Source organism: Microvirga sp. 2MCAF35 (genome assembly GCF_052115545.1).
In the GTDB taxonomy this organism is placed as follows: Bacteria; Pseudomonadota; Alphaproteobacteria; order Rhizobiales; family Beijerinckiaceae; genus Microvirga.
In genome coordinates this window covers 99,922-120,098 of sequence record NZ_JBFRGW010000002.1, presented here as the reverse complement: position 1 = coordinate 120,098, position 20,177 = coordinate 99,922, and the positions used below count along the sequence as shown (strand labels likewise).

The following is a 20,177-nucleotide window of genomic DNA, read 5'->3' as shown; positions in this document are numbered from 1 at the left end:
AAGCCGCCGCGACAGGATAGAAGGCTTTCCATGCTCAGTGTTTCCTATCCGGCCGCCGCGCTCGGCGGTCTCATCAGTTTTTTAAGTCCCTGCGTCTTGCCGCTGGTGCCGCCCTACCTGTCGTTTCTCGCCGGCACCACCTTCGACCGGCTGAGCGCGGGGGACGACCGGGCCGTCCGGCGGCGGGCCATCCTGGCCGCCTTGCTGTTCGTAGCGGGCTTCTCGACCGTCTTCGTGCTGCTGGGCGCCACGGCTTCGGCCCTGGGCCAGGCGATCCGGCAATATCTCGATATCCTGAGCACGGTGGCGGGGATCGCCATCATCGTGATGGGCCTGCATTTCCTCGGGCTCTTCCGCATCGGCCTGTTCTACCGCGAGGCCCGGTTCAACGTCTCCAAGCCGGTGGGGCTCTGGGGCGCCTATGTGATGGGCCTCGCCTTCGCCTTCGGCTGGACACCCTGCATCGGCCCTGTCCTGGCCGCCATCCTGACCGTGGCGGGCTCGGAGGACAGCGTCTCGTATGGGGCTCTTCTGCTCGCCGCTTATTCGGCCGGCCTCGGTATTCCCTTCCTGCTCGCCGCCTTCGCCATGAAGCCGTTCGTGGCCCTCCTGAAGCGCATGCGCTCCCGCTTCGCCATGGTCGAGAAGGTGATGGGCGTCCTCCTCGTCCTCACCGGAATCGCCTTTCTCACCGGCTGGATCGGCAACATGTCGTTCTGGCTGCTGGAGACGTTCCCGGCACTTGGGCGGTTGGGGTAAAGCCCCACAGGAATCGGGTCGTCCAAGGGCGTCCTGTTTGCCATTCATGTGATCTCACACGGAGATCGCCCATGTCCTTCCAGATCCTCGGCCTCGACGCCAAGCCTTTCGCGCCCCTGTTCGAACTCGATGACGCCGACCTCAGGGCCATCGGCGCTCGGCGGGTCCATGCCGATGAGGCCGATGCCTATCCGTGCCGCGTGTCCCTGACCCGGGTCGCGGTCGGGGAGGAGCTGCTGCTGCTCAACCATGCCCACCAGACGACGGCGACCTCGCCTTATCGCGCGGCCGGGCCGATCTTCGTCAGCCGAACCGCCAAAACGGGGCTGTATCGGGGCGAGTTGCCTCCGATGATGCGGGACCGGCTCCTGTCCCTGCGAGCCTATGATGCCGCAGCCTTCATCGTCGATGCGGACGTGGCCGAGGGCGGGGATGTTCTGCAGGTGATCGAACGGTTCTTCGCTGATCCTCAGGTCGCGCATATCGACGCTCATTTCGCCCGGCGCGGCTGCTTCGCGGCCCGGATCGAGCGGGCCTGATCACTCCTCGTTCCGAACCATATGGCCGGCATTCCTCAGCGCCCCCGTAGCCCTGTCCGCGTCGTCCGCCTTCACCAGCACATAGTCGGTACTGAAGGTCGAGGTGGCGAAGATGCCGATGCCGGCGCCGGCCAGCGGGGCAAGCACGGAAGCGAGGATTCCCGGGACGCTGAAATCGAAGCTCTGCTCGATCCGGAAGCAGCGCCAGCCGGCATCAATCTCGGCTCCCGGCGGAGCATGGTCGAGCGGACAGACGAGCGTCGTTTCCTCGACGGCCTGGACGACGAGCGAGAAGGGGCCGGGTGCAGGAGCCGCGACCGGCGTGCCTGCGGGAAAACGGCAGACCGCGTAGGCATCCTTGAGCAGGGAAAGGTTGAGAGCGGGCATTGTCACCAATTTCTGAGCGGCTGGCCGGAAGTCCCATTCGCTCGTCATCACCGGCCTTGTGCCGGTGATCTCGATCGGAAGGGCACGGCATCCCACGGCATCGGGATGGCCGGCACAAGGCCGGTGATGACATGTGAGTCATGTCATCGGAAACCTGAGAAGCCTCAACTTCCTGTTTTTGGCTCAACCCTTGAATAAGATCTCCATAAGAAAACCCGCCCTGTCGCCAGGGCGGGTTTCCGCATATCGGCTTCGAGGCCGGTCGATTACATGGCGAGTTCGTTGCCGGTGTAGTCGATCTTGCCGTCGGCGCCCTTCTTCCAGACGTACATGACGTAGTCCGGACGGGTGATGTCGCCCTTCTTGTCGAAGGAGAGATCGCCGATGACGGTCTTGAAGGGCTTGCCGGCCTTCATGACGTCGGCAACCTTCTTGCCATCGGTGCTGCCCGCCTGCTTCGCGGCCTCGGCCAGGATCTGGGCCGCGGCGTAGGAGTAGAGCGTGTAAGCCTCGGGCTCGTAGTTCTTGGCCTTGAACTTGGCCACCACGTCCTTCGCGTTCGGGTTCTTGCGCGGATCCGGCGAGAAGGTCATCAGGGTGCCTTCGGCGCCCGGGCCGGCGATCGAGACGAACTCGGCCGACACGATGCCGTCACCCGACATGAGCGGGGCGTTCAGGCCCTGGTCGCGCATCTGGCGGATGATGAGGCCGGCTTCCGTGTGGAGGCCGCCGAAATAGACGACGTCGACGCCAGCCTGCTTCAGCTTCGACACGAGAGCGGAGTAGTCCTTCTCGCCCGGGTTCACGCCTTCATAGACGACTTCCTTCAGACCCTTGGAGTTCATGGTCTTCAGGGTTTCGTCGGCAAGGCCCTTTCCGTAGGGGGTCTTGTCGTGAATGACGGCGACCTTCTTGCCCTTGAACTTGTCGGCGAGGTAGCTGCCGGCCACGAGGCCCTGCTGGTCGTCGCGACCGCAGGTGCGGAAGGTGTTCCACAGGCCGCGGTCGGTGAACTGCGGGTTCGTCGAGGCAGGCGAAACCTGGACGATGCCGGCTTCCTCGTAGACGGAGGAGGCGGGGATCGAAACGCCGGAGTTGAAGTGGCCGACGACGAACTTCACGCCTTCAGCGGCGAACTTGTTCGCCACCGACACGCCCTGCTTCGGATCGGACACGTCGTCGCCGACGACGACCTGGAGCTTCTGTCCATTGATGCCGCCAGCGGCATTGATGTCTTCGACAGCCTGCTCGACGCCGTTCTTCAGCTGGGCGCCGAAGGCCGCGTTCGGGCCGGTGATGGGGCCAGCGACGCCGATCTTGATCTGGGCGCTGGCGGCGCTGGAGAAGGCGAGGCCAAGACCAAGCGCCACGCCGGTCAACAGCATTTTTTTCATGAGGTCACTCCTCTGGGTGGTTTTATAGGCCCCCTTCCTTTGTGGGGCCGGTTTGACGGGTGTTCCGTCATCCGAGGTAACATCATGCTGTTTTTTAAGCGGATGTCACCTGGGAATCTTTTGTGCCGGAGCATCGGACCCAAAAGTGGAAACCGCTTTTGGGATCAATCCGATGCCCCGTCTTCTTCATGCAGCGCATCGTCTTGTGCGGAAAGCCGGGGCCACCTTTCCGCACGATGCGCTTAGCCCTTGGTAGCAGACGCCTTTTCCCGCCAGGAGAAGGGGCCGCTCCGCTCGTAGAGCCAGCGGTATTGGGTGGTCATCATGCGGGCGCGGCGGTACTGGAAACCCAGCGCCCCGACGATCAGCAGAACGATGGTGTCGACCGCATAATAATGGATCGACAGCAGCGTCCCCCCGAACAGGGCGAAGTGGATGAAGCGCACCGCGGCGCCGAGGATGAACAGGTAGAGGACCAAGGTCCAGAAGGGACGCCAGGTGAGGGCGATGGCCCGCCCGGTCATCCAGGCCGCCCAGCCGCCCATGATCACGGTGATGAGAAGGAAGAGCCCGAACGACGGCTCTTCGTAGAGGATGCCCTGCATCAGTGATGCCCCCCTTCGAGATAGGCTGCCCGCACCTGCGGATTCTCGAGCAGTTCCTTGCCGGTGCCGCTCATGGTGATGTTGCCCGTCACCATCACGTACCCGCGATGGGCCAGCCTGAGGGCATGGTAGGCGTTCTGCTCCACGAGGAAGACCGTCATGCCGTCCTTCTGGTTCAGCTCCTTGATGATCTCGAAGATCTGCTTCACGATCAGGGGCGCGAGACCGAGCGACGGCTCGTCCAAGAGGAGAAGCTTCGGGCGGCTCATGAGGGCCCGGGCGATGGCCAGCATCTGCTGCTCGCCGCCGGACAGGGTGCCGCCGCGCTGCTGCAGGCGTTCCTTCAGGCGCGGGAAGAGGGTGCAGACCCGTTCCAGATCCTGGTCGAAATGCGCCATGTTGTGCAGGGACGCGCCCATCTGCAGGTTCTCGAACACCGTCATGCGCGGGAAGATGCGCCGTCCCTCGGGAGACTGGGCGATCGACATGCGGGCGATCTCGTGGGTGGCCATCTTGGTGATGTCCTGGCCCGCATAGGTGATCTTGCCCTCGCGACAGCGCGGGTTGCCGAAGATCGTCATCATCAGGGTAGACTTGCCGGCCCCGTTGGCGCCGATCAGCGTGACGATCTCGCCTTCATGGACGTCCATGTCCACGCCCTTGAGGGCGATGATGTTGCCGTAATAGGTCTTCACTCCGCGGACGCTGAGAAGAGGCTCGCGGCCCGCGTCGATGGCGGCCTGTTGAATGCTCGTTGCAGCGGTACTCATGCGCCGACCTCCGCCTCGACCTTTTCGACTTCGTCATCGGCCACGCCGAGATAGGCGGCGATGACCTTGGGATCGTTCCTGACCTCGACGGGGGCGCCGTCCGAGATCTTGGTGCCGTAATCGAGCACCACCACGTGGTCCGAGATCTGCATCACCACCGACATGTCGTGCTCGATCAGGAGGATCGACGTGCCATTGTCCTTGCGGATCGACAGGAGCAGCTCGTTGAGCTCGTGCGACTCGCGCGGATTGAGGCCGGCCGCCGGCTCGTCGAGGCAGAGCAGCAGCGGGTCCGTGCACATGGCGCGGGCGATTTCCAGGCGGCGCTGGTCGCCGTAGGGCAGGTCGCCGGCCGGGTCGTCCGCCCGGTGGATCAGGCGCGCCTTCTCCAGCCAGTACTTGGCCTTCTCGATAGCTTCCTTCTCGGCCTTGCGGTAGCCCCCGATCCCGAGAACGCCCAGGAAGGTGAAGCCCGAGGCGATCATGAGCGGGTTATGCTGGGCTACCAGCAGGTTCTCGAGCACGGTCATGCCGGAGAACAGGCGGATGTTCTGGAAGGTACGGGCGACCTTGCCCTTCCAGTTGATGTCGAAGCCCGGCAGCCGCTCGAGGAGCAGGTGCGAGCCGTCGGGCTTGCGGAGGGCGACCATGCCTTCCGTCGGCTTGTAGAAGCCGGTGATGCAGTTGAAGACGGTGGTCTTGCCCGCTCCGTTAGGGCCGATCAGCGCGGTGATGTCGCCGCGCCCGGCCTGGAAAGAGAGGTCGTTGACGGCGACGAGGCCGCCGAAGCGCATCGTGAGATGCTGTACGTCGAGGATGGGATCCTGCAGCCAGCGCATTAGCCGTGTCCTTCCTTCACGAGCGAGCCGGAAATGGCCTTGCGCTCTTTCAAGATCACCGAGGGTTCACGTTCCGAGATCAGGCCGCGCGGACGCCAGACCATCATCGCCACCATGCCGGCGCCGAAGAGAAGCAGGCGGTACTCGTTCGGGTCGAAGCCCGATCCGAAGATAGCCTGGAGGAAGGTCAGGTTGCGCAGCATCTCGGGGCCGCCGACCAGCACGACGGCCGCGATGGCGACGCCGATCTGCGAACCCATGCCGCCGAGAACCACGATGGCCAGGATGATCGCCGATTCCAGGAAGTTGAAGCTTTCCGGAGAGACGAAGCCCTGGCGGACCGCGAAGAACGAGCCCGCGAAGCCGCCGAACATGGCCCCGATGGCGAAAGCCGTCAGCTTGGTGTTCGTGGTGTTGATGCCGAGCGACCGGCAGGCGATCTCGTCCTCGCGCAGGGCCTCCCAGGCGCGTCCCACGGGCAGCTTGCGCAGGCGCATGGTCACGAAGTTGGTGATCAGCGCCAGCACCAGGATCAGATAGTAGAGGAAGATGATCCGGTGCATGCCGTTGAATTCGAGGCCGAATGTTTGCGCGAATCCGCCTTCGCCCGCCGTGAAAGGAATGCCGAAGAAGGTCGCGCGCGGGATCGACGAGATGCCGGCGCCGCCATTAGTCAGGTCTACCCAGTTGATGAGAACCAAGCGGACGATCTCACCGAAGGCCAGCGTGACGATGGCGAGATAGTCGCCGCGCAGGCGCAGCACCGGGAAGCCGAGGATCATGCCCCAGAAGGCCGCCAGGATGCCGGCCAGCGGCAGGCAGATCCAGAACGACAGGCCGAAGGTGGTCGAGAGCAGGGCGTAGGAATAGGCCCCGACCGCGTAAAACGCGACGTAACCCAGATCGAGCAGGCCCGCGAGGCCCACCACGATGTTCAGGCCCCAGCCGAGCATCACGTAGGTGAGGATCAGGATGCCCAGATCGACCCAGTAACGCGACTCGTTCAATCCGCCCTGGATCAGGTAGATGATGGCCGGAAAGAGCAGCGCCACGCCGAGGAAGAAGGGAATGGCGAACTTGGAGACGTGCTGGAAGGCGCTCGGCTCGGCGTGAACCGGCTCCGTCGCCTGATGCGCGCTGGGCGTCGCCTGGCGATAGGCCCTGGAGGCCGTGAAGGCGTGCAGCGCGAGGCGCATGCCGAACACGATGGCGCAGATGATCGCCACCAGTCCCCACCGGGGGGTCAGGTAGAGGTCGGCGCCGGACTGGTCCGTCTTGTAGGCCAGGATCGGGATCGAGAGGCCCAGCATGATCAGCGCGGTCTTGAAGGAATCCTTCAGGGCGGCGCTCAGGTCGAATTTCCGCGTCACGGCCTGGGTCTGGCCCGCGGTGGTGATGGAAGGAGCGTTCATGCTCTTCAGGCTCCTTAAACCTTCTCGACCTCAGGCCGTCCGAGGATGCCGGAGGGCATGAAGATCAGGACGATGGCGAGGATCGAGAACGCGGCCACGTCCTTGTACTCGATCGAGAAATAAGCCGACCAGAAGGTCTCGATGAGGCCGATGATCAGCCCGCCGAGAACGGCACCCGGCAGGGAGCCGATGCCGCCCAGAACCGCTGCCGTGAAGGCCTTCACGCCCGGCACGAAGCCGTCGTTGAAGCTCACCACGCCATAATACAGCAGATACATGGTGCCAGCGACCGCCGCGAGCGAGGCGCCGATCACGAAGGTGAGGGAGATCGTGCGGTCCACGTTGATGCCGAGAAGGGCGGCCATCTTGCGGTCCTGCTCGCAGGCGCGCTGGGCGCGGCCGAGCGAGGTCTTCTGGACCACGTACCAGAAGATCGTCAGCAGCACGGCCGTGACGACCATGATGATGATCTGCTTGTAGGAGAGGGCGACGTTGTAGCCGCTCGCGCCCTGGAAAAGCACGATCACGTCCTGCACCATCGGCGGGGTCGGCTTGTTGCGCGCCCCCTGAGCGACCTGGACGAAGTTGGACAGGAAGATCGAGACGCCGATGGCCGAGATCAGCGGCGCCAGGCGGAACGAGCCGCGCAGGGGCCGGTAGGCGATCCGCTCGATGGCCCAGCCCCACAGGGAGGTGAGCACCATCGCGATGATGAGAACGAAGAACAGCGCCAGCACCACCGACGAGATCCCAAGCCAAGTGGTCAGGATCAGGAAGAAGATCAGGGCGATGAAGGCGGAGAGCATGAAGACGTCGCCGTGGGCGAAGTTCACCATGCCGATGATGCCGAAGACCATCGTGTAGCCGATGGCGATGAGGCCGTAGATCGACCCCAGAGTCAGCCCATTGATGAGCTGCTGCACAAAGATTTCCATGTCCTACCCTTGCCCCTCTGGATCGGGGTCATTCTTGGGAAACGCCTCAGGAAAGCACGATGCCTGAGCAACGCCAAGCCTGTCGTAAGGCGCTGGTGTCTCTAGCAAACGGATTTTCGTTCGACAACTTTCTGTTAAGCTTCCTATTCCCGCTCATGATGGAATAAGCGGCAGGGGCCGATGCAATACTGGGCAAGTTCCGTTCTGACTACCGCTTCCAAAGGCTAAGATCAGGAACCATATGGAGCCGAACAGCCTTGTGCTCTGCCCCGAAAGAGTGGAAGAGGCTGGTCGGAACATCATGTTGAAGTCTCAAGCCACTCCCGATTCCGCCGCCACAGGTGCCGCCAGCCCCGATGCCCTTCTCTTTAGGGAAGGCATGAGCCGGGTGGCCGCGGCCGTCCACGTGGTCACGACCGACGGCGCGGCCGGACGCGCGGGGTTCACGGCCACGGCCGTCACGACCGTGACGGACAGTCCGCCGTCGCTCCTGGTCTGCGTCAACACCGCCTCGCGCTCGGCTCAGGCGTTGCTGGCCAACAAAGTTTTCTGCGTGAATACCCTGAGCGCCGAGGATCAGGCCCTTGCGGATCTCTTCGCGGGACGCACCGGCCTCCAGGGGCAGGAACGGTTCACCGTCGGGGAATGGGAACAGCTCGACACAGGCTCGCCTGCGCTGACGACGAGCCTCGTCTCCTTCGATTGCCGGATCGCCGAAGCCCGGATCGTCGCGACCCATCACGTCATCATCGGCGAGGTCGTCCGCATCCGGCTGGGCGAACGCAAGTCCACTCTGATCTATCAGGGACGGCACTACCATAAGCGCTGAAACCTGTGGACAAACGGAAAGGCCTCCTCACCCGCCGTCGCCGGCACATGAGGAGGCCTCCCGGTCCTGAAGGCCAACAGGATAGCCTTCGACAGGGCAATGTTCGAAGCGCCCGAGGGTTTCAGCTTGGCCGTGCGATGTCCGGGCAAAGAAAAAGCCCTTCACGGGGGCAGTGAAGGGCTTTGAGGGTCTCGAAGACCTGGGGGCACATGGCCTTCGTAGGAGAGTAATGCCTTGCCGATGGCTTGGTTCCGCGCCCGGCGGAGGAAATCCGTCCCGGCCGGGCTTGGAACCTTCCCTCACAGCCATCCCTTGAAGCCCAGGAAGAATTTCAAGGAGATCCGATGTTCAAGCTGATCAGAAACATTTTCATCCTCCGTCAGGCCTGGAAGATGGTGAAGCGCCGGCGCTGACGCGGGAGGGGCGTTACTTGCCTCTCGCCGGTCCCGGGGCGTAGGGGCTCCAGCCCGTGACCTGCACGAAGCCGTCGCGCGCGGCCACGACCATGTGCCTGCGGTGCTTGTGGACGAGGGTGCCGGGCCGGTAGCGGTGCGGTTCCTCCCATCCGGTGGCCTCCCACACGTAGACGTAGCGGGACTCGATCTGGGCGAAAGCCTCGATGGACCCGAAGGCGCGGACGGTGCGCATGACGTCCCGGACGGTTCCCGCCCAATGGATCGTCCGCTGCGCCTGCGTGATCCGCGGCCAATAGGTCCCGGGCCCCTGCGGACGCGCCGCTTCCCAGAGCCGCGGGAGGTCGTCGGCGAGCTGCAGGGAAATCTCCTTGGCGGCGATCTGGCACTTGGCGAGGAGCGTATCGTGCGTCTCCGTCTGGCTTAAGGAGAACCGCGTCTGGGCCACGATGGCACCCGTGTCGAAGGAGGGCTCCAGCCGATGGGCCGTCATGCCCCAATCCGGATGGCCGTCCAGGATCGCCTGGAAGAGCGGGTAGGGGCCGCGTCCCATCGGGAGCGGGGACGGATGGAAATTGACCGCGAAGGGCAGGTGCCGCTCCCAGCCGGTGACCAGCCAGGGATAGCCCGCCACCACCAGGGCCTCGCAGCCCATGGCCTTCAGCCCGGCCAGATCCGCCGGAAGGATCCGCGACAGCTGGATCGGCAGCCTTAAGGCGCGGGCGCGGGCGACCGTTACGTCGTTGAAGTCGTAGATGCCGTCGCAGGGCCGGCTGAAGAGTTTGACCGGCTCCCAGCCGCGGGCGAGCAGCGTCTCGAAAACATCTCCGAGAAAATCGATTCCGGCGAAGGCAAAGCGCATTCCCGGTGATCTCCCTGTCCGGTGTCCCGCTCACACGTGATTTCAGGCAATCAACGCAACATCGCATGAATGTGCAACCCCATCGGCTTGCGGGAACCCGGAGTTACACTCAAGATTTAGCCTTGAGCATAAGGCAGGGAACCGCCTGTGCCATCGGGCGGATACCTGTCGGACGGGCTCGCTGGAGCTTGAGAGAAGGAGTTCGCATGGTCTCCAAGGACTTCATCCGCCAGATGGAAGGCTACGGGCTGACGACCGCCAAGATCCTCTACCGTATGCCGGATCACCCGACCTTCCTGCAGACCTACATCTGGCAGGAATACGATCTGGCTCCCCGTTTCCCCGTCCTCATCGACTTTCTCGATTTCTGGAAGCGCGAACTCGCGGGTCCCCTGCATTCGGTCACGGTCAGCCATGCCCGTCTGATCAGGCCGGCGGAATTCCGGGCGGTCCAGGGCGAGATCAACATTCATTGAGCCCTCAAACCCTTGGCCCCGGACCTTAAGTCAGGTAGAGAGGCGCCCTGAGCATCCCCGAACCTGTCAGGGCTCCTTGTTTTCCAACGCGCGCACTTCCCAAATCCTGCTCGCCCTTGCCTCACAGCCCGGCGAGCGTCTCACCGTGCGCCAGATCATGACGGTGCTTCAGGACAGGGCCTTCGCTCTTCTCATCGTCCTCCTCGGCCTGCCGAATTGCCTGCCCATGCCGCCGCCGATCCCGCTGGTCTGCGGCCTGCTCCTGGCCCTCGTCGCCATCCAGATCACCTTCGGCCGGGAGGCGCCCTGGCTGCCGCGCCAGCTCATGAACCGGTCCGTGGCCCGGACCGACGTGGAACGGGCCGTCAACCGGGCGATCCCGGTCTTCCGCCGGCTGGAGCGCATCTCGCGTCCACGCATGACGGTCCTCGACACGCCCCTCTCCATGCGGCTGATGGGCGCGGTCATCCTGATACTGGCCCTGGGACTTCTCTTCGCGCCCCCGTTCGTCGGGCAGATCCCCCTGGGGCTCGCCGTGTGCCTCGTAGGGCTGGGCCTCGTCGAGCGCGACGGCCTGGTGATCATCGGCGGCATGATCATCGGCTCCATCGGCATGACCTTGAGCCTCGGCTTCATCTACGCGATTTTCGCCGGGATCGAGACGCTGTTCTAAATCTCCGTGCGGTGGTCCGTTCGGGCGCTCAAATCAGCTTCAGGCCTTTCAGGCTGGCATGTCCCTCGCGGCCGACGATGATGTGGTCGTGGACGGTGATTCCCAAAGGCTTGGCGACATCGATGATCTCGCGGGTCATCTTGATGTCGGCCGAGGAAGGGGTCGGATCGCCGGAAGGGTGGTTGTGGACGAGAATGAGGGCGGAGGCCGAGAGTTCGAGCGCCCGCTTGACCACCTCACGGGGATAGACCGGCGTATGGTCGATGGTGCCCGATTGCTGCACCTCGTCGGCGATGAGGGCGTTGCGCTTGTCGAGGAAGAGAAGCCGGAACTGCTCCTTGTCCATGAAGGCCATCGCAGTGCGGCAATAATCGATCACGGAGGTCCAGGAGGACAGGACCGGCCGCTTCGCCACCTCGCCCTTGGCGAGGCGCCGTGCGGAGGCCTCGACGATCTTGAGATCGGTCACCACGCTCTCGCCGATCCCGTCCACCTCCATGAGCCGGGCCGGGGAGGCCGCCAGCACCTCGGCGAAGGTGCCGAAGCGCTTCATGAGTTCCTTGGCGATGGGCTTCACGTCCCGGCGCGGGATCGAGCGAAACAGCACGAGTTCCAGCAATTCGTAATCCGGCAGCGGGTCGCCGCCCGTTTCCATGAAGCGGGCGCGCAGCCGATCGCGATGGCCGTGATAATGGGGAGTCTCGTCGCCGCTCATGGCCGCCCGTCGCTGTTGCCTCGCGGCGCTCCGTCAAAAGGGGCGGAGCGCCGATGTTACTTTGTAGGCTTGAAGCGGCGGGTAAAGCTAGAGTCAAGCAGTGGTATAAGGCGGCTTGTCCAGGCCCTTCGGCGAGAAGGTGAAGACCTCGACGCCGGTTTCGGTCACGCCGACCGTATGCTCGAACTGGGCCGACAGGGAGCGGTCGCGGGTCACGGCGGTCCAGCCGTCGGAGAGAACTTTCACCTGCGGCCTGCCGAGATTGATCATGGGCTCGATGGTGAAGAGCATGCCGGGTTTCAGCTCCACGTTGTAGGCCGGCTCCACGTAATGGAGGATCGTCGGCGAGTCGTGGAACACGCGGCCGAGACCGTGGCCGCAGAAATCCCGCACCACCGAGCAGCGCTCGGCTTCGGCATAGGACTGGATGGCCGCCCCGATGTCGTTGGTTGTAGCCCCAGGCTTGACCGCCGCGATGCCGCGCATCAGGCATTCGTAGGTGATCTCGCAGAGGCGCTGGGCCCGGCGCGGCACCTCGCCCACATAATACATCCGGCTCGAATCGCCGTGCCACCCGTCGAGGATCAGGGTCACGTCGATGTTCATGATGTCCCCGTCTCGCAGGGGCTTGTCGTTCGGGATGCCGTGGCAGACCACGTGGTTGATCGAGGTGCAGATCGTCTTGGTGTAGCCGCGATAGTTCAGGCAGGCCGGATAGGCGCCATGGTCGCGGATGAACTCGAAGGCGAGCTTGTCCAGATATTCGGTCGTGACGCCGGGCTGCACATGGTCGGTCAGCATGTCGAGGCATTCGGCCGTCATGCGGCAAACCCGCCGCATGGCCTCGAAGTCCTCCGGCCCGTGGAGCGGGATCTCGGCGGAGCGCTTGCGCTCGACAACGTCGGTTTCGGTCATTTTCGTTCCTTGAATTCTTGTCCGGAATGTAAGGATCGCCGCGCGTGACGCAAGTTAAAGCATCGGATGGATCCACCCGATGCTTCCTTTATGAATAAGAGCATCGTGCGGAAAACCGGGACCCACTTTTCCGCACGATGCTCTAAAGACCTGCGGTCGCGCTTGCGATTGGCGCGCGAGGGTGTCATGAGCAACCCTGTTCATTTCCATTCGACGGCCGTGGATTCCCGCTTAATGAATGATTCTCGCCCCTTCGGCGATTTTGCGCCTTCAGGACTCGCCCGCTGGGTGATCGACCGCACGCGCGGGCTGCCCGAGGGATGGGCCGGCCGCCGGGTGGCCCTGATGCTGCGCCGCCTGGCGATGAAGACCCTGAAGGGGCTGCCGCTCGACCTGGAGACCTTCGGCCTGCGCATGCGTCTCTATCCGTACAAGAACGTGTGCGAGCGGCGCATCCTGTTCACGCCGCAATACTTCGATCTGGACGAGATCAAGATCTTGACGTCCCGAATCGTGGACGGCTTCACCTTCATCGACATCGGCTCGAATGTCGGCTGGTACGCCCTCTGCGTCGCCCAGGAAGCGAGCGCCGTTCCGGTGCGGATCCTGGCCGTGGAGCCGCAGCCGGAGATCTTCGACCGCCTGATCTACAACATCCGCCAGAACCCCTCCTGCACCATCAAGGCCGTGGACTGCGCGGTGGCGGACAAGACCGGCGAGCTGACCCTCTTCCTCGATCCCCTCAACCGGGGCGAGGCGAGCCTGAAGATCGTCAATTCCAGCCAGACCGATGCGATCCGCGTCCCGGCGGTGACGATGCTGGACCTCCTGAACCGCGAGGGGCTGACCCACGTCGATGCGATCAAGCTCGACGTGGAAGGGGCCGAGGATCTGGTGCTCGATCCCTTCTTTCGGGACGCGCCCGCCTCCCTCTACCCCTCGCTGCTCATCGTCGCCAACGTGCCGGATCGCTGGCAGATCGACGTGGTGAAGCTCCTGAAGAGCAAGGGTTACCGCCAGATCCTCACGAACAAGATGAATCTGGCCTTCGAGCGGGGTTGAGATACCTGACGCAATGTCAGCATCCACCTCAGCCCTCATCCTGAGGGCCGCCGGAGGCGGCGTCTCAAAGTCCCGGACGATGTCCGGGCACGAGGGCGTCTCCCGTGCTCTCTGGATGATCCTTCGAGACGCCCGCTGCGCAGGCTCCTTAGGATGAGGTGGGAGATCTGCAAACCAGCATCTGACGCTCACCGCGGCGTCACGATCTCCACGGGCCGGTCGATGGTCACTTCCTCGGGCGTGATGCGGCAGACATAGGCATAGGATTCCACACCTGCCGCAAGGGCGTGGCGGAAGGCCTTGTCGTAGGCCGGGTCGATGTCGCGGGCCACGTCGAAACGCTCGGCATCCATCTGGATGACATAGACGAGGGCGGCTCTCGCGCCCGTGGCCACCATGTCGGCAAGCTCGTAGAGGTGCTTGGCGCTGCGGGCCGCGACGCAGTCCGGGAACTCGGCGAAGCCCGCCTCCCGCATCATGTGGCAGTTCTTGACTTCGAGATAGCAGGGTGGCTCCCCGGTCTTCTCCAGTAGGAAGTCGACCCGGCTGTTCCGCCCGTATTTCACCTCCGGCCTGACCCGCTCGTAGCCCGCGAAGGGGGCCAGGCGCTCCTCCGTCAGGGCTTCCGCGACCAGGAGATTGGGCCGGGAGGTGTTGATGCCGATGAGCTGGAGGGGACCGCCGCCGGCCGCAATCTCCACGAACTCCCAGTTGTACTTGAGCTTGCGGTTCGGGTTCGTCGCTCGGGAGAGATAGACCCGGCTGCCGGGCTCCTTGAGGCCCATCATCGCGCCGGGATTGGCGCAATGGGCCGTGACCACCTCGCCACTGTCGAGCTCGATATCCGCCAGAAATCGCTTGTATCGCTCGATGAGACGGCCCTCGAGCAGGGCTTCCTGAAAACGCATCAAAATCCAACACTTGAACGAAGGCTTCCTGGTAGCAGGGGAGGTGGCCGGGGTTCAACCATTGCCGACGTCGCGTCGATGATCGGGTTCTCAAACTCCACTCGCCTCATCCTGAGGAGGTCGCGAAGCGGCCGTCTCGAAGGAGGTTCCAGAGCCCACTGAATTCTCCTTCGAGACTCAGACTGCGTCTGCTCCTCAGGATGAGGATGAAGGGATGGGATTGAAGACGTGGATGGCCCGTACAGGCCCGGCCATGACGTCGGACGGTGACATCCCCGGTGAGCGAAGCGAGGGGATGACAGCGAGTGAACTCTTGCTTCTGCTTGAGAATTGCCGCTTCTGACGCTAAACGCCCCCAAAAGGATCGCTGCGCATGGCCGTTTCCGTTACAGCCGCCCTTCTCGTCATCGGTGATGAGATCCTCACGGGGCGCACCAAGGACAAGAATATCGGCTACATCGCCGAGTATCTGACCGGGATCGGTATCGACCTGCGCGAGGTGCGCGTCGTACCCGACGTGGAGGAGGAGATCGTCGCGGCGGTCAATGCCCTGCGCGGCCGCTACACCTATCTTTTCACCACCGGGGGCATCGGCCCGACCCATGACGACATCACGGCGGATTCCGTCGCCAAGGCCTTCGATGTCGGGGTCGGGCAGGATCCTCGGGCCGTCGCCATGCTGCAGGAGCGCTACCAGCCGCACGAACTGAACGAAGCCCGCCTGCGCATGGCCCGGATCCCCGAGGGCGCCGATCTCATCGAGAACCCGATCTCCAAGGCGCCCGGCTTCCGGATCGGCAATGTCTTCGTCATGGCGGGCGTGCCCTCCATCATGCAGGCCATGCTCGACATCATCGCTCCGTCGCTCCAGACCGGCGCCCGCATGATCATCGAGACCATCGAGGCCGAGGGGCTGGCCGAGGGCATCTACGCCGAGGGCCTCGGCCAGATCGCCTCGTCGAACGCGACCGTGTCCATCGGGTCCTATCCGTCGTTCTCGACCAGCGGCTTCCGCAACCAGATCGTCGTGCGGGGCAAGGACCCGGATGCGGTTGCCAAGGCCGCCGCCGCCGTGCGCGAGCTTCTCGGACGCCTCAGGGGCGACCGGGCGCCCTTGTGAGAGTTATTCATTCCACCCGAAAGCCCTAGAAGAGCAGAGCCATGTCCCCGACCTCTCCCAAAGCCTTCCCCGTCTCCTGGGATCAGTTCCACCGCGATTGCCGGGCTCTCGCCTGGCGTCTGGCTGCGGCCGGTCCTTTCGAGGCGATCGTCTGCATCACGCGTGGCGGCCTCGTGCCGGCCGCCATCGTGGCGCGCGAACTCGATGTCCGGCTCATCGAGAGCGTCTGCATCGCGAGCTACCACGACTACAAGAATCAGGGCGACCTGCAGGTGCTGAAGGATATCGCCCCTGCGATCAAGGCCTTAGGCGACGGGACAGGCAAGGGCGTCCTCGTGATCGACGATCTGACCGACACCGGCAAGACCGCCAAAATCGTGCGCGACATGCTTCCCAACGCGCATTTCGCCGCCGTCTACGCCAAGCCCGCCGGGCGTCCCCTAATCGACACCTTCGTGACGGAAGTGAGCCAGGACACCTGGATCTACTTCCCCTGGGACATGGGCTTGGCCTATCAGGCTCCCATCCGCGAAGGCTCGGCCGGTTAACAGGAGCGAGGGGCGCCCGTGGCGGAGTTCGACATCGCGCGGACGCGCAAGAGCCTGTTCGGCGCCCTTCTCGATGCGAGGGACCGGTTCGGCCGGAACAAGGTCGCCCTCGAGGACCTCGAGCGCCAGCCGATCACCTTCGGTCGCCTCGTCCTGGGCTCGCTCGTCCTCGGGCGCAAGCTGGCGGGCCTGACGGGTGAGCGCGAGACGATCGGCGTGCTGCTCCCGAACGTCCAGGCCATCGCCGTCACCCTGTTCGGGCTCAATGCCTTCGGGCGGGTGCCCGCCTTCCTGAACTTCACGGCGGGATCCAAGAACCTGAAGGCTGCCTGCGAGCTGGCCGGGATAAAGACCATTGTCACCTCCCGCCGCTTCGTCGAGCAGGGCAAGCTCGACGACCTCGTCGCGACCTTGGGAGAGGGGCGGCGGATCCTGTGGCTCGAGGATGTTCGCGCCAAGCTGACGAGTTTCGACAAGCTGCGCGGGATGGTCGATTCCTGGATGGCGCGGCGCGTTCACGGCGGAGCCAAGGTCGAGCCCGACGACCCGGCCGTCGTGCTGTTCACGTCCGGTTCGGAAGGGGTGCCGAAGGGCGTGGTGCTGTCGAACGCCAACCTGGTCGCCAATGCCTATCAGGTCAAAGCGCTCGCGGGCGACGTGCTGCGCCCGGACGACGTGTTCTTCAATCCCCTGCCTATCTTCCATTCCTTCGGACTGACCGCGGGGCTGCTGACGGCGGTTCTCAACGGCATGAAGTCGGTGCTTTATCCGAGCCCGCTCCACTACCGGCAGATCCCGAAGCTCGTGGCCGGCACGCGCGCCACGATCATGCTCGCGACCGACACCTTTCTGCAGGGCTATGCCCGCGCGGCGGGGGAGAACGACTTGGCAAGCGTCCGCTACGTCATCGCCGGTGCCGAGCGGGTGAAGGACGAGACGCGCAGGCTCTGGGGCAAGTATGGGACGGTGATCCTGGAAGGCTATGGCGCGACCGAATGCTCGCCGGTCATCGCCGTGAGCCTGCCCGATCGCAACAGGCCCGGATCGGTCGGGCCGATCCTGCCGGCGATCGAATGGCGCCTCGATCCGGTCGAGGGAATCCACGAGGGCGGGCGCCTGAATGTGCGCGGCCCGAACGTGATGAAGGGCTATCTCGATCCCGCGGCTCCGGGCGGCATCCGTCCTCCCGTCGACGGCTGGCACGATACCGGCGATATCGTCACGGTCGATGACGGGATCGTCACCATCCGGGGACGGGCCAAGCGTTTCGCCAAGATCGGCGGCGAGATGATCTCGCTGGCCGCCATCGAGGCCACCGTTCAGGGTCTCTGGCCCGACAACAGCCATGTGGTCGTGGCCATTCCGGATCCGCGCAAGGGCGAACAGATCGTCCTCATCACCGACAAGCCGGATGCGGACCGGGATGTGTTGCTGGCCCACGCCAAAGCCCAAGGCTTTCCGGAGCTCTGGATGCCCCGCTCCATTCTCGTCTCGGGCATTCCGGTGCTGGGTTCGGGCAAGACCGATTACGCGGCCGCTGTCGAGCTGGCGCGGCGTCTACAGCCGATGCTCTAAGATTTTGCTTTTCGCATCTTTGCACGCAAAACCGGTTCCCACTTTTGCGTTCGATGCTGTAGGTCGGCACGATTTGCCCGCATAAAAAATCCTCGAACCATGCCCGTAACCGGGCCCCGCCTTTCCACGTTGTCATGCGGGAAATGTGCTCCCGCCGGGTGCGTCCGCATGAAGGGTTCGAGTATGAGACGAGTGGCTCTTGTTCTGATTGCGTTGTCCTTCGCTTCGAGCGCCCTGGCTCAAAATCGGCCCTTCACGCCCAGCATGACGTGCGATCAGGCCCGCGGGCTCGTGTATTCTCGCGGCGCCGTCGTTCTCGGCACGGGCACCTATACTTACGACCGTTACGTGCGCGACCGCAGCTTCTGCGAAATCAACGAGACGACCGATCCGCGTTACGTCCCGACGCGGGATACGCCGCAATGCTTTGTCGGGTATGTCTGCCGCGACTCCGATTATTTCCGCGATGATTGAGGCGAAACGGCCTGCCGAACGGGCAGGGGGAGAACCCGCCATATCTGCTTCCGGATCGGGCGTTCTGATGAATGCGTCGGAATGCTGAACGACCTTTGGTAACGTGCCCTTTGGGCAACGTTTGTCCGCTGTTGAAATAATGGCACACTGACGGACATAATTATTGGCTCTGTCCAAATTTGCTTATCTTTTCAGCAGATTGCGCCATGTATGTGCGAACTGCGCGGCTGCCCCCGTTGCGCCAAGCCGACGCTTGATTATGGTCACGGTTGTATATGAGTCCTGGACTCAGGAATTTTTGGAGACAACCATGAAGCTCGCTAAGAGCCTCTTCCTCGGATCGGTCGCGGGTCTCGCGGCTGCCGCAGGGGCACAGGCCGCCGACCTTCCCGCGAAGAAGGCCGCTGCTGTCGAATACGTTCGCGTCTGCTCCACCTACGGTGCAGGCTTCTTCTACATCCCCGGCACCGAAACCTGCCTCCGCGTCGGCGGCCGTGTTCGCGGCGAGTTCCTGTACCTGGAACCGAACAACCGCGCCGACGATGCCATCGGCTTCCGCGCTCGCGGCCGTATCCAGCTCGATGCCCGCACCGCCACCGCCTACGGTCTGCTCCGCAGCTTCGTACGCTTCGAGATGACCCGCGACACCGGCGCCTACGGCTTCAGCTCGACCTCGCCCAACGTCGACCAGGCCTTCATCCAGTTCGGCGGCCTCACCGCCGGTCGTACGATCTCGTTCTTCATGAACAGCGACCTGCCGAACGAGAACTGGGGCACGCTCCGCTTCTATGACGCTCCGACGGTCAACGCATTCGCCTACACCTTCTCCTTCGGCAACGGCTTCTCGGCCACGCTGGCGATCGAAGAGGGCAGCTTCGTCGGGACGACGTTTGGCAACCGCCTCAATGCTGCCGGTGAGGTTGTGCCGAACACCGTATTCACCGAAGCCGGGCAGACGATGCCCGACGTTATCGGTAACCTGAAATATGCCGGCACCTGGGGCTCGGTCCAGCTCGGCGGCGCTCTGCACCAGCTGCGCAGCGACAACGTGGTCACCTCTCTCGGTGGCTTCAACGACTACCCGGACACAAAGCTCGGCTGGGCCGTCACGGGTCAGGGCTACGTCAACCTGCCCGCACTCGCCGAAGGCGATGCCCTGTGGCTCGCCGCAACCTATGCGGACGGCGCTCTCGGCTACCTGGGCTTCGATCCGAACGTCACGTCCGGAGCGAGCACCCGCGATGTCGTCGACGCTTATGTCGGCGCTAACGGCGACATCAACACCGGCCGTGGCTGGTCGATCGCCGGTGGTCTGAACCACTACTGGACTCCGACCGTCCGCCAGAGCGTGTTCGGCTCGTATGCGCGTGTCGACTACAGCAACGATCTGGTTCCAGGCTTCCTTCCGGGCACCCTCGTCAACGCATCGACGTTCGACTTCACCGAATGGCGCGCCGGTACGAACCTCATCTGGTCGCCGGTTTCGGGTCTCGATATCGGTGTCGAGGTTCTCTATTCCAACCTCGATCCGCGTGGTCCGAATGCTGGCCAAGACAGCGATACCTGGGAAGGCCGCCTGCGCGTTCAGCGCGATTTCTAAGCGGCTTGTCCTGATCGGATGAAAGAACCCCGGTGGCGACACCGGGGTTTTTCTTTTGATATGCCGCGCATCGGAGGTGGAGCTGACACGCTTTCCCTTGAGCCCTCCAAGCAACGTTGCCGTATCGGCAATGCCGCCTATAAGGTTCCGTGTCATCGGCAAGAACGAGGATCGGGGTTAGCGATGTCGAAATCCTTCAGAAACCTGGCGTTTGTTGCGTTTGTTGCGGTGGGCGTGTCCGGATGTGTAGGCACGGCCGGCGTTTCCACGTGGCAGTATCAATCGGGACCGGGTTATGAAACGGAGCGCGTGTACGACGGCAGCATTCAGGCGGACACAAGCCGGGGTTTGACGCGTGAGGCGTGCA

Annotated in this window: 22 protein-coding genes; 11 read left to right on the top strand and 11 right to left on the bottom strand. The window is 63.7% G+C overall.

Annotated elements, in window-relative coordinates; all coding sequences use genetic code 11:
• The first annotated feature begins 30 nt into the window (after positions 1–30).
• Complete coding sequence (locus AB4097_RS01680) at positions 31–759, top strand: cytochrome c biogenesis CcdA family protein (RefSeq protein ID WP_442036614.1); 729 nt, start codon at positions 31–33, stop codon at positions 757–759.
• Between the two features lie 71 nt (positions 760–830).
• Positions 831–1,298: a DUF1203 domain-containing protein gene (locus AB4097_RS01675; protein WP_442036612.1), complete on the top strand. Its 468-nt coding sequence runs from the start codon at positions 831–833 to the stop codon at positions 1,296–1,298.
• On the opposite strand, the gene AB4097_RS01670 is transcribed toward AB4097_RS01675, so the two are convergent.
• The 7 genes from AB4097_RS01670 to AB4097_RS01640 form a co-directional block, all read right to left on the bottom strand.
• Positions 1,299–1,685, bottom strand: a complete 387-nt coding sequence (locus AB4097_RS01670; protein ID WP_442036610.1) for an ACT domain-containing protein — start codon at positions 1,683–1,685, stop codon at positions 1,299–1,301.
• Between the two features lie 266 nt (positions 1,686–1,951).
• Positions 1,952–3,079: an ABC transporter substrate-binding protein gene (locus tag AB4097_RS01665; RefSeq protein ID WP_442036608.1), complete on the bottom strand. Its 1,128-nt coding sequence runs from the start codon at positions 3,077–3,079 to the stop codon at positions 1,952–1,954.
• A 242-nt stretch (positions 3,080–3,321) separates the two neighbouring features.
• Positions 3,322–3,684 (bottom strand): DUF6867 family protein, encoded by a 363-nt coding sequence (locus AB4097_RS01660; protein ID WP_442036606.1) that lies wholly within the window; start codon positions 3,682–3,684, stop codon positions 3,322–3,324.
• Positions 3,684–4,454, bottom strand: a complete 771-nt coding sequence (locus tag AB4097_RS01655) for an ABC transporter ATP-binding protein (RefSeq protein WP_442036604.1) — start codon at positions 4,452–4,454, stop codon at positions 3,684–3,686. The genes AB4097_RS01660 and AB4097_RS01655 overlap by 1 nt, the downstream gene beginning before the upstream one ends.
• On the bottom strand, positions 4,451–5,293 hold the full coding sequence (locus tag AB4097_RS01650; RefSeq protein ID WP_442036602.1) for an ABC transporter ATP-binding protein: 843 nt from the start codon (positions 5,291–5,293) through the stop codon (positions 4,451–4,453). Before AB4097_RS01650 ends, AB4097_RS01655 begins: the two co-directional genes overlap by 4 nt.
• A complete protein-coding gene (livM, locus tag AB4097_RS01645; protein WP_442036600.1) occupies positions 5,293–6,705 on the bottom strand; it encodes a high-affinity branched-chain amino acid ABC transporter permease LivM in 1,413 nt (470 codons plus the stop codon). The genes AB4097_RS01650 and livM overlap by 1 nt, the downstream gene beginning before the upstream one ends.
• Positions 6,706–6,719: 14 nt before the next feature.
• Positions 6,720–7,640: a branched-chain amino acid ABC transporter permease gene (locus tag AB4097_RS01640; protein ID WP_442036598.1), complete on the bottom strand. Its 921-nt coding sequence runs from the start codon at positions 7,638–7,640 to the stop codon at positions 6,720–6,722.
• 301 nt (positions 7,641–7,941) lie between these two features.
• On the opposite strand from AB4097_RS01640, the gene AB4097_RS01635 reads away from it, so the two are divergent.
• On the top strand, positions 7,942–8,469 hold the full coding sequence (locus tag AB4097_RS01635) for a flavin reductase (RefSeq protein WP_442036596.1): 528 nt from the start codon (positions 7,942–7,944) through the stop codon (positions 8,467–8,469).
• Between the two features lie 426 nt (positions 8,470–8,895).
• Here AB4097_RS01635 and AB4097_RS01630 read toward each other — a convergent pair whose 3' ends face one another.
• Positions 8,896–9,744, bottom strand: a complete 849-nt coding sequence (locus AB4097_RS01630) for a methionyl-tRNA formyltransferase (protein WP_442036594.1) — start codon at positions 9,742–9,744, stop codon at positions 8,896–8,898.
• 206 nt (positions 9,745–9,950) lie between these two features.
• Here AB4097_RS01630 and AB4097_RS01625 point away from each other — a divergent pair, with 206 nt between their 5' ends.
• Both AB4097_RS01625 and AB4097_RS01620 read left to right on the top strand, forming a co-directional pair.
• Positions 9,951–10,220 carry an usg protein gene (locus AB4097_RS01625; RefSeq protein WP_442036592.1) on the top strand — a complete coding sequence of 90 codons (270 nt, stop codon included), beginning with the start codon at positions 9,951–9,953 and terminating at the stop codon, positions 10,218–10,220.
• A gap of 76 nt (positions 10,221–10,296) precedes the next feature.
• A complete protein-coding gene (locus tag AB4097_RS01620; protein ID WP_442036590.1) occupies positions 10,297–10,893 on the top strand; it encodes an exopolysaccharide biosynthesis protein in 597 nt (198 codons plus the stop codon).
• 28 nt (positions 10,894–10,921) lie between these two features.
• Here the strand turns inward: AB4097_RS01620 and radC are convergent, their stop codons facing one another.
• Together radC and map are read right to left on the bottom strand one after the other, a co-directional pair.
• Entirely contained in the window at positions 10,922–11,608 is a 687-nt protein-coding gene (gene radC / locus AB4097_RS01615) for a RadC family protein (RefSeq protein ID WP_442036588.1), read from the bottom strand.
• A 93-nt stretch (positions 11,609–11,701) separates the two neighbouring features.
• Complete coding sequence (gene map / locus AB4097_RS01610; RefSeq protein WP_442036586.1) at positions 11,702–12,523, bottom strand: type I methionyl aminopeptidase; 822 nt, start codon at positions 12,521–12,523, stop codon at positions 11,702–11,704.
• 234 nt (positions 12,524–12,757) lie between these two features.
• Here map and AB4097_RS01605 point away from each other — a divergent pair, with 234 nt between their 5' ends.
• Complete coding sequence (locus AB4097_RS01605; protein WP_442036584.1) at positions 12,758–13,585, top strand: FkbM family methyltransferase; 828 nt, start codon at positions 12,758–12,760, stop codon at positions 13,583–13,585.
• A 188-nt stretch (positions 13,586–13,773) separates the two neighbouring features.
• Here AB4097_RS01605 and sfsA read toward each other — a convergent pair whose 3' ends face one another.
• Positions 13,774–14,493, bottom strand: coding sequence for a DNA/RNA nuclease SfsA (gene sfsA, locus AB4097_RS01600; RefSeq protein WP_442036582.1), 720 nt, complete (start codon positions 14,491–14,493; stop codon positions 13,774–13,776).
• Between the two features lie 373 nt (positions 14,494–14,866).
• Between sfsA and AB4097_RS01595 the strand changes: the two genes are divergently transcribed.
• From AB4097_RS01595 to AB4097_RS01575, 5 genes are all read left to right on the top strand, one after another.
• The gene (locus tag AB4097_RS01595; RefSeq protein WP_442036580.1) at positions 14,867–15,613 is read left to right on the top strand and encodes a competence/damage-inducible protein A; all 747 of its coding nucleotides are present in this window, start codon (positions 14,867–14,869) and stop codon (positions 15,611–15,613) included.
• Between the two features lie 41 nt (positions 15,614–15,654).
• The gene (gene gpt, locus AB4097_RS01590; RefSeq protein ID WP_442036578.1) at positions 15,655–16,161 is read left to right on the top strand and encodes a xanthine phosphoribosyltransferase; all 507 of its coding nucleotides are present in this window, start codon (positions 15,655–15,657) and stop codon (positions 16,159–16,161) included.
• An 18-nt stretch (positions 16,162–16,179) separates the two neighbouring features.
• Positions 16,180–17,736 (top strand): AMP-binding protein, encoded by a 1,557-nt coding sequence (locus AB4097_RS01585; RefSeq protein WP_442036576.1) that lies wholly within the window; start codon positions 16,180–16,182, stop codon positions 17,734–17,736.
• A gap of 183 nt (positions 17,737–17,919) precedes the next feature.
• Entirely contained in the window at positions 17,920–18,210 is a 291-nt protein-coding gene (locus tag AB4097_RS01580; protein WP_442036574.1) for a hypothetical protein, read from the top strand.
• Between the two features lie 310 nt (positions 18,211–18,520).
• Positions 18,521–19,810, top strand: a complete 1,290-nt coding sequence (locus AB4097_RS01575; protein WP_442036572.1) for a porin — start codon at positions 18,521–18,523, stop codon at positions 19,808–19,810.
• The last annotated feature ends 367 nt before the right edge of the window (positions 19,811–20,177 follow it).

What these genes read in the sequence shown, in the direction of transcription:
- AB4097_RS01680 (WP_442036614.1), top strand. Translation starts at nt 31, where the DNA reads ATGCTCAGTGTTTCCTATCCGGCCGCCGCGCTCGGCGGTCTCATCAGT.
- AB4097_RS01675 (WP_442036612.1), top strand. Translation starts at nt 831, where the DNA reads ATGTCCTTCCAGATCCTCGGCCTCGACGCCAAGCCTTTCGCGCCCCTG.
- AB4097_RS01670 (WP_442036610.1), bottom strand. Translation starts at nt 1,685, where the DNA reads ATGCCCGCTCTCAACCTTTCCCTGCTCAAGGATGCCTACGCGGTCTGC.
- AB4097_RS01665 (WP_442036608.1), bottom strand. Translation starts at nt 3,079, where the DNA reads ATGAAAAAAATGCTGTTGACCGGCGTGGCGCTTGGTCTTGGCCTCGCC.
- AB4097_RS01660 (WP_442036606.1), bottom strand. Translation starts at nt 3,684, where the DNA reads ATGCAGGGCATCCTCTACGAAGAGCCGTCGTTCGGGCTCTTCCTTCTC.
- AB4097_RS01655 (WP_442036604.1), bottom strand. Translation starts at nt 4,454, where the DNA reads ATGAGTACCGCTGCAACGAGCATTCAACAGGCCGCCATCGACGCGGGC.
- AB4097_RS01650 (WP_442036602.1), bottom strand. Translation starts at nt 5,293, where the DNA reads ATGCGCTGGCTGCAGGATCCCATCCTCGACGTACAGCATCTCACGATG.
- livM (WP_442036600.1), bottom strand. Translation starts at nt 6,705, where the DNA reads ATGAACGCTCCTTCCATCACCACCGCGGGCCAGACCCAGGCCGTGACG.
- AB4097_RS01640 (WP_442036598.1), bottom strand. Translation starts at nt 7,640, where the DNA reads ATGGAAATCTTTGTGCAGCAGCTCATCAATGGGCTGACTCTGGGGTCG.
- AB4097_RS01635 (WP_442036596.1), top strand. Translation starts at nt 7,942, where the DNA reads ATGTTGAAGTCTCAAGCCACTCCCGATTCCGCCGCCACAGGTGCCGCC.
- AB4097_RS01630 (WP_442036594.1), bottom strand. Translation starts at nt 9,744, where the DNA reads ATGCGCTTTGCCTTCGCCGGAATCGATTTTCTCGGAGATGTTTTCGAG.
- AB4097_RS01625 (WP_442036592.1), top strand. Translation starts at nt 9,951, where the DNA reads ATGGTCTCCAAGGACTTCATCCGCCAGATGGAAGGCTACGGGCTGACG.
- radC (WP_442036588.1), bottom strand. Translation starts at nt 11,608, where the DNA reads ATGAGCGGCGACGAGACTCCCCATTATCACGGCCATCGCGATCGGCTG.
- map (WP_442036586.1), bottom strand. Translation starts at nt 12,523, where the DNA reads ATGACCGAAACCGACGTTGTCGAGCGCAAGCGCTCCGCCGAGATCCCG.
- AB4097_RS01605 (WP_442036584.1), top strand. Translation starts at nt 12,758, where the DNA reads ATGAATGATTCTCGCCCCTTCGGCGATTTTGCGCCTTCAGGACTCGCC.
- sfsA (WP_442036582.1), bottom strand. Translation starts at nt 14,493, where the DNA reads ATGCGTTTTCAGGAAGCCCTGCTCGAGGGCCGTCTCATCGAGCGATAC.
- AB4097_RS01595 (WP_442036580.1), top strand. Translation starts at nt 14,867, where the DNA reads ATGGCCGTTTCCGTTACAGCCGCCCTTCTCGTCATCGGTGATGAGATC.
- gpt (WP_442036578.1), top strand. Translation starts at nt 15,655, where the DNA reads ATGTCCCCGACCTCTCCCAAAGCCTTCCCCGTCTCCTGGGATCAGTTC.
- AB4097_RS01580 (WP_442036574.1), top strand. Translation starts at nt 17,920, where the DNA reads ATGAGACGAGTGGCTCTTGTTCTGATTGCGTTGTCCTTCGCTTCGAGC.
- AB4097_RS01575 (WP_442036572.1), top strand. Translation starts at nt 18,521, where the DNA reads ATGAAGCTCGCTAAGAGCCTCTTCCTCGGATCGGTCGCGGGTCTCGCG.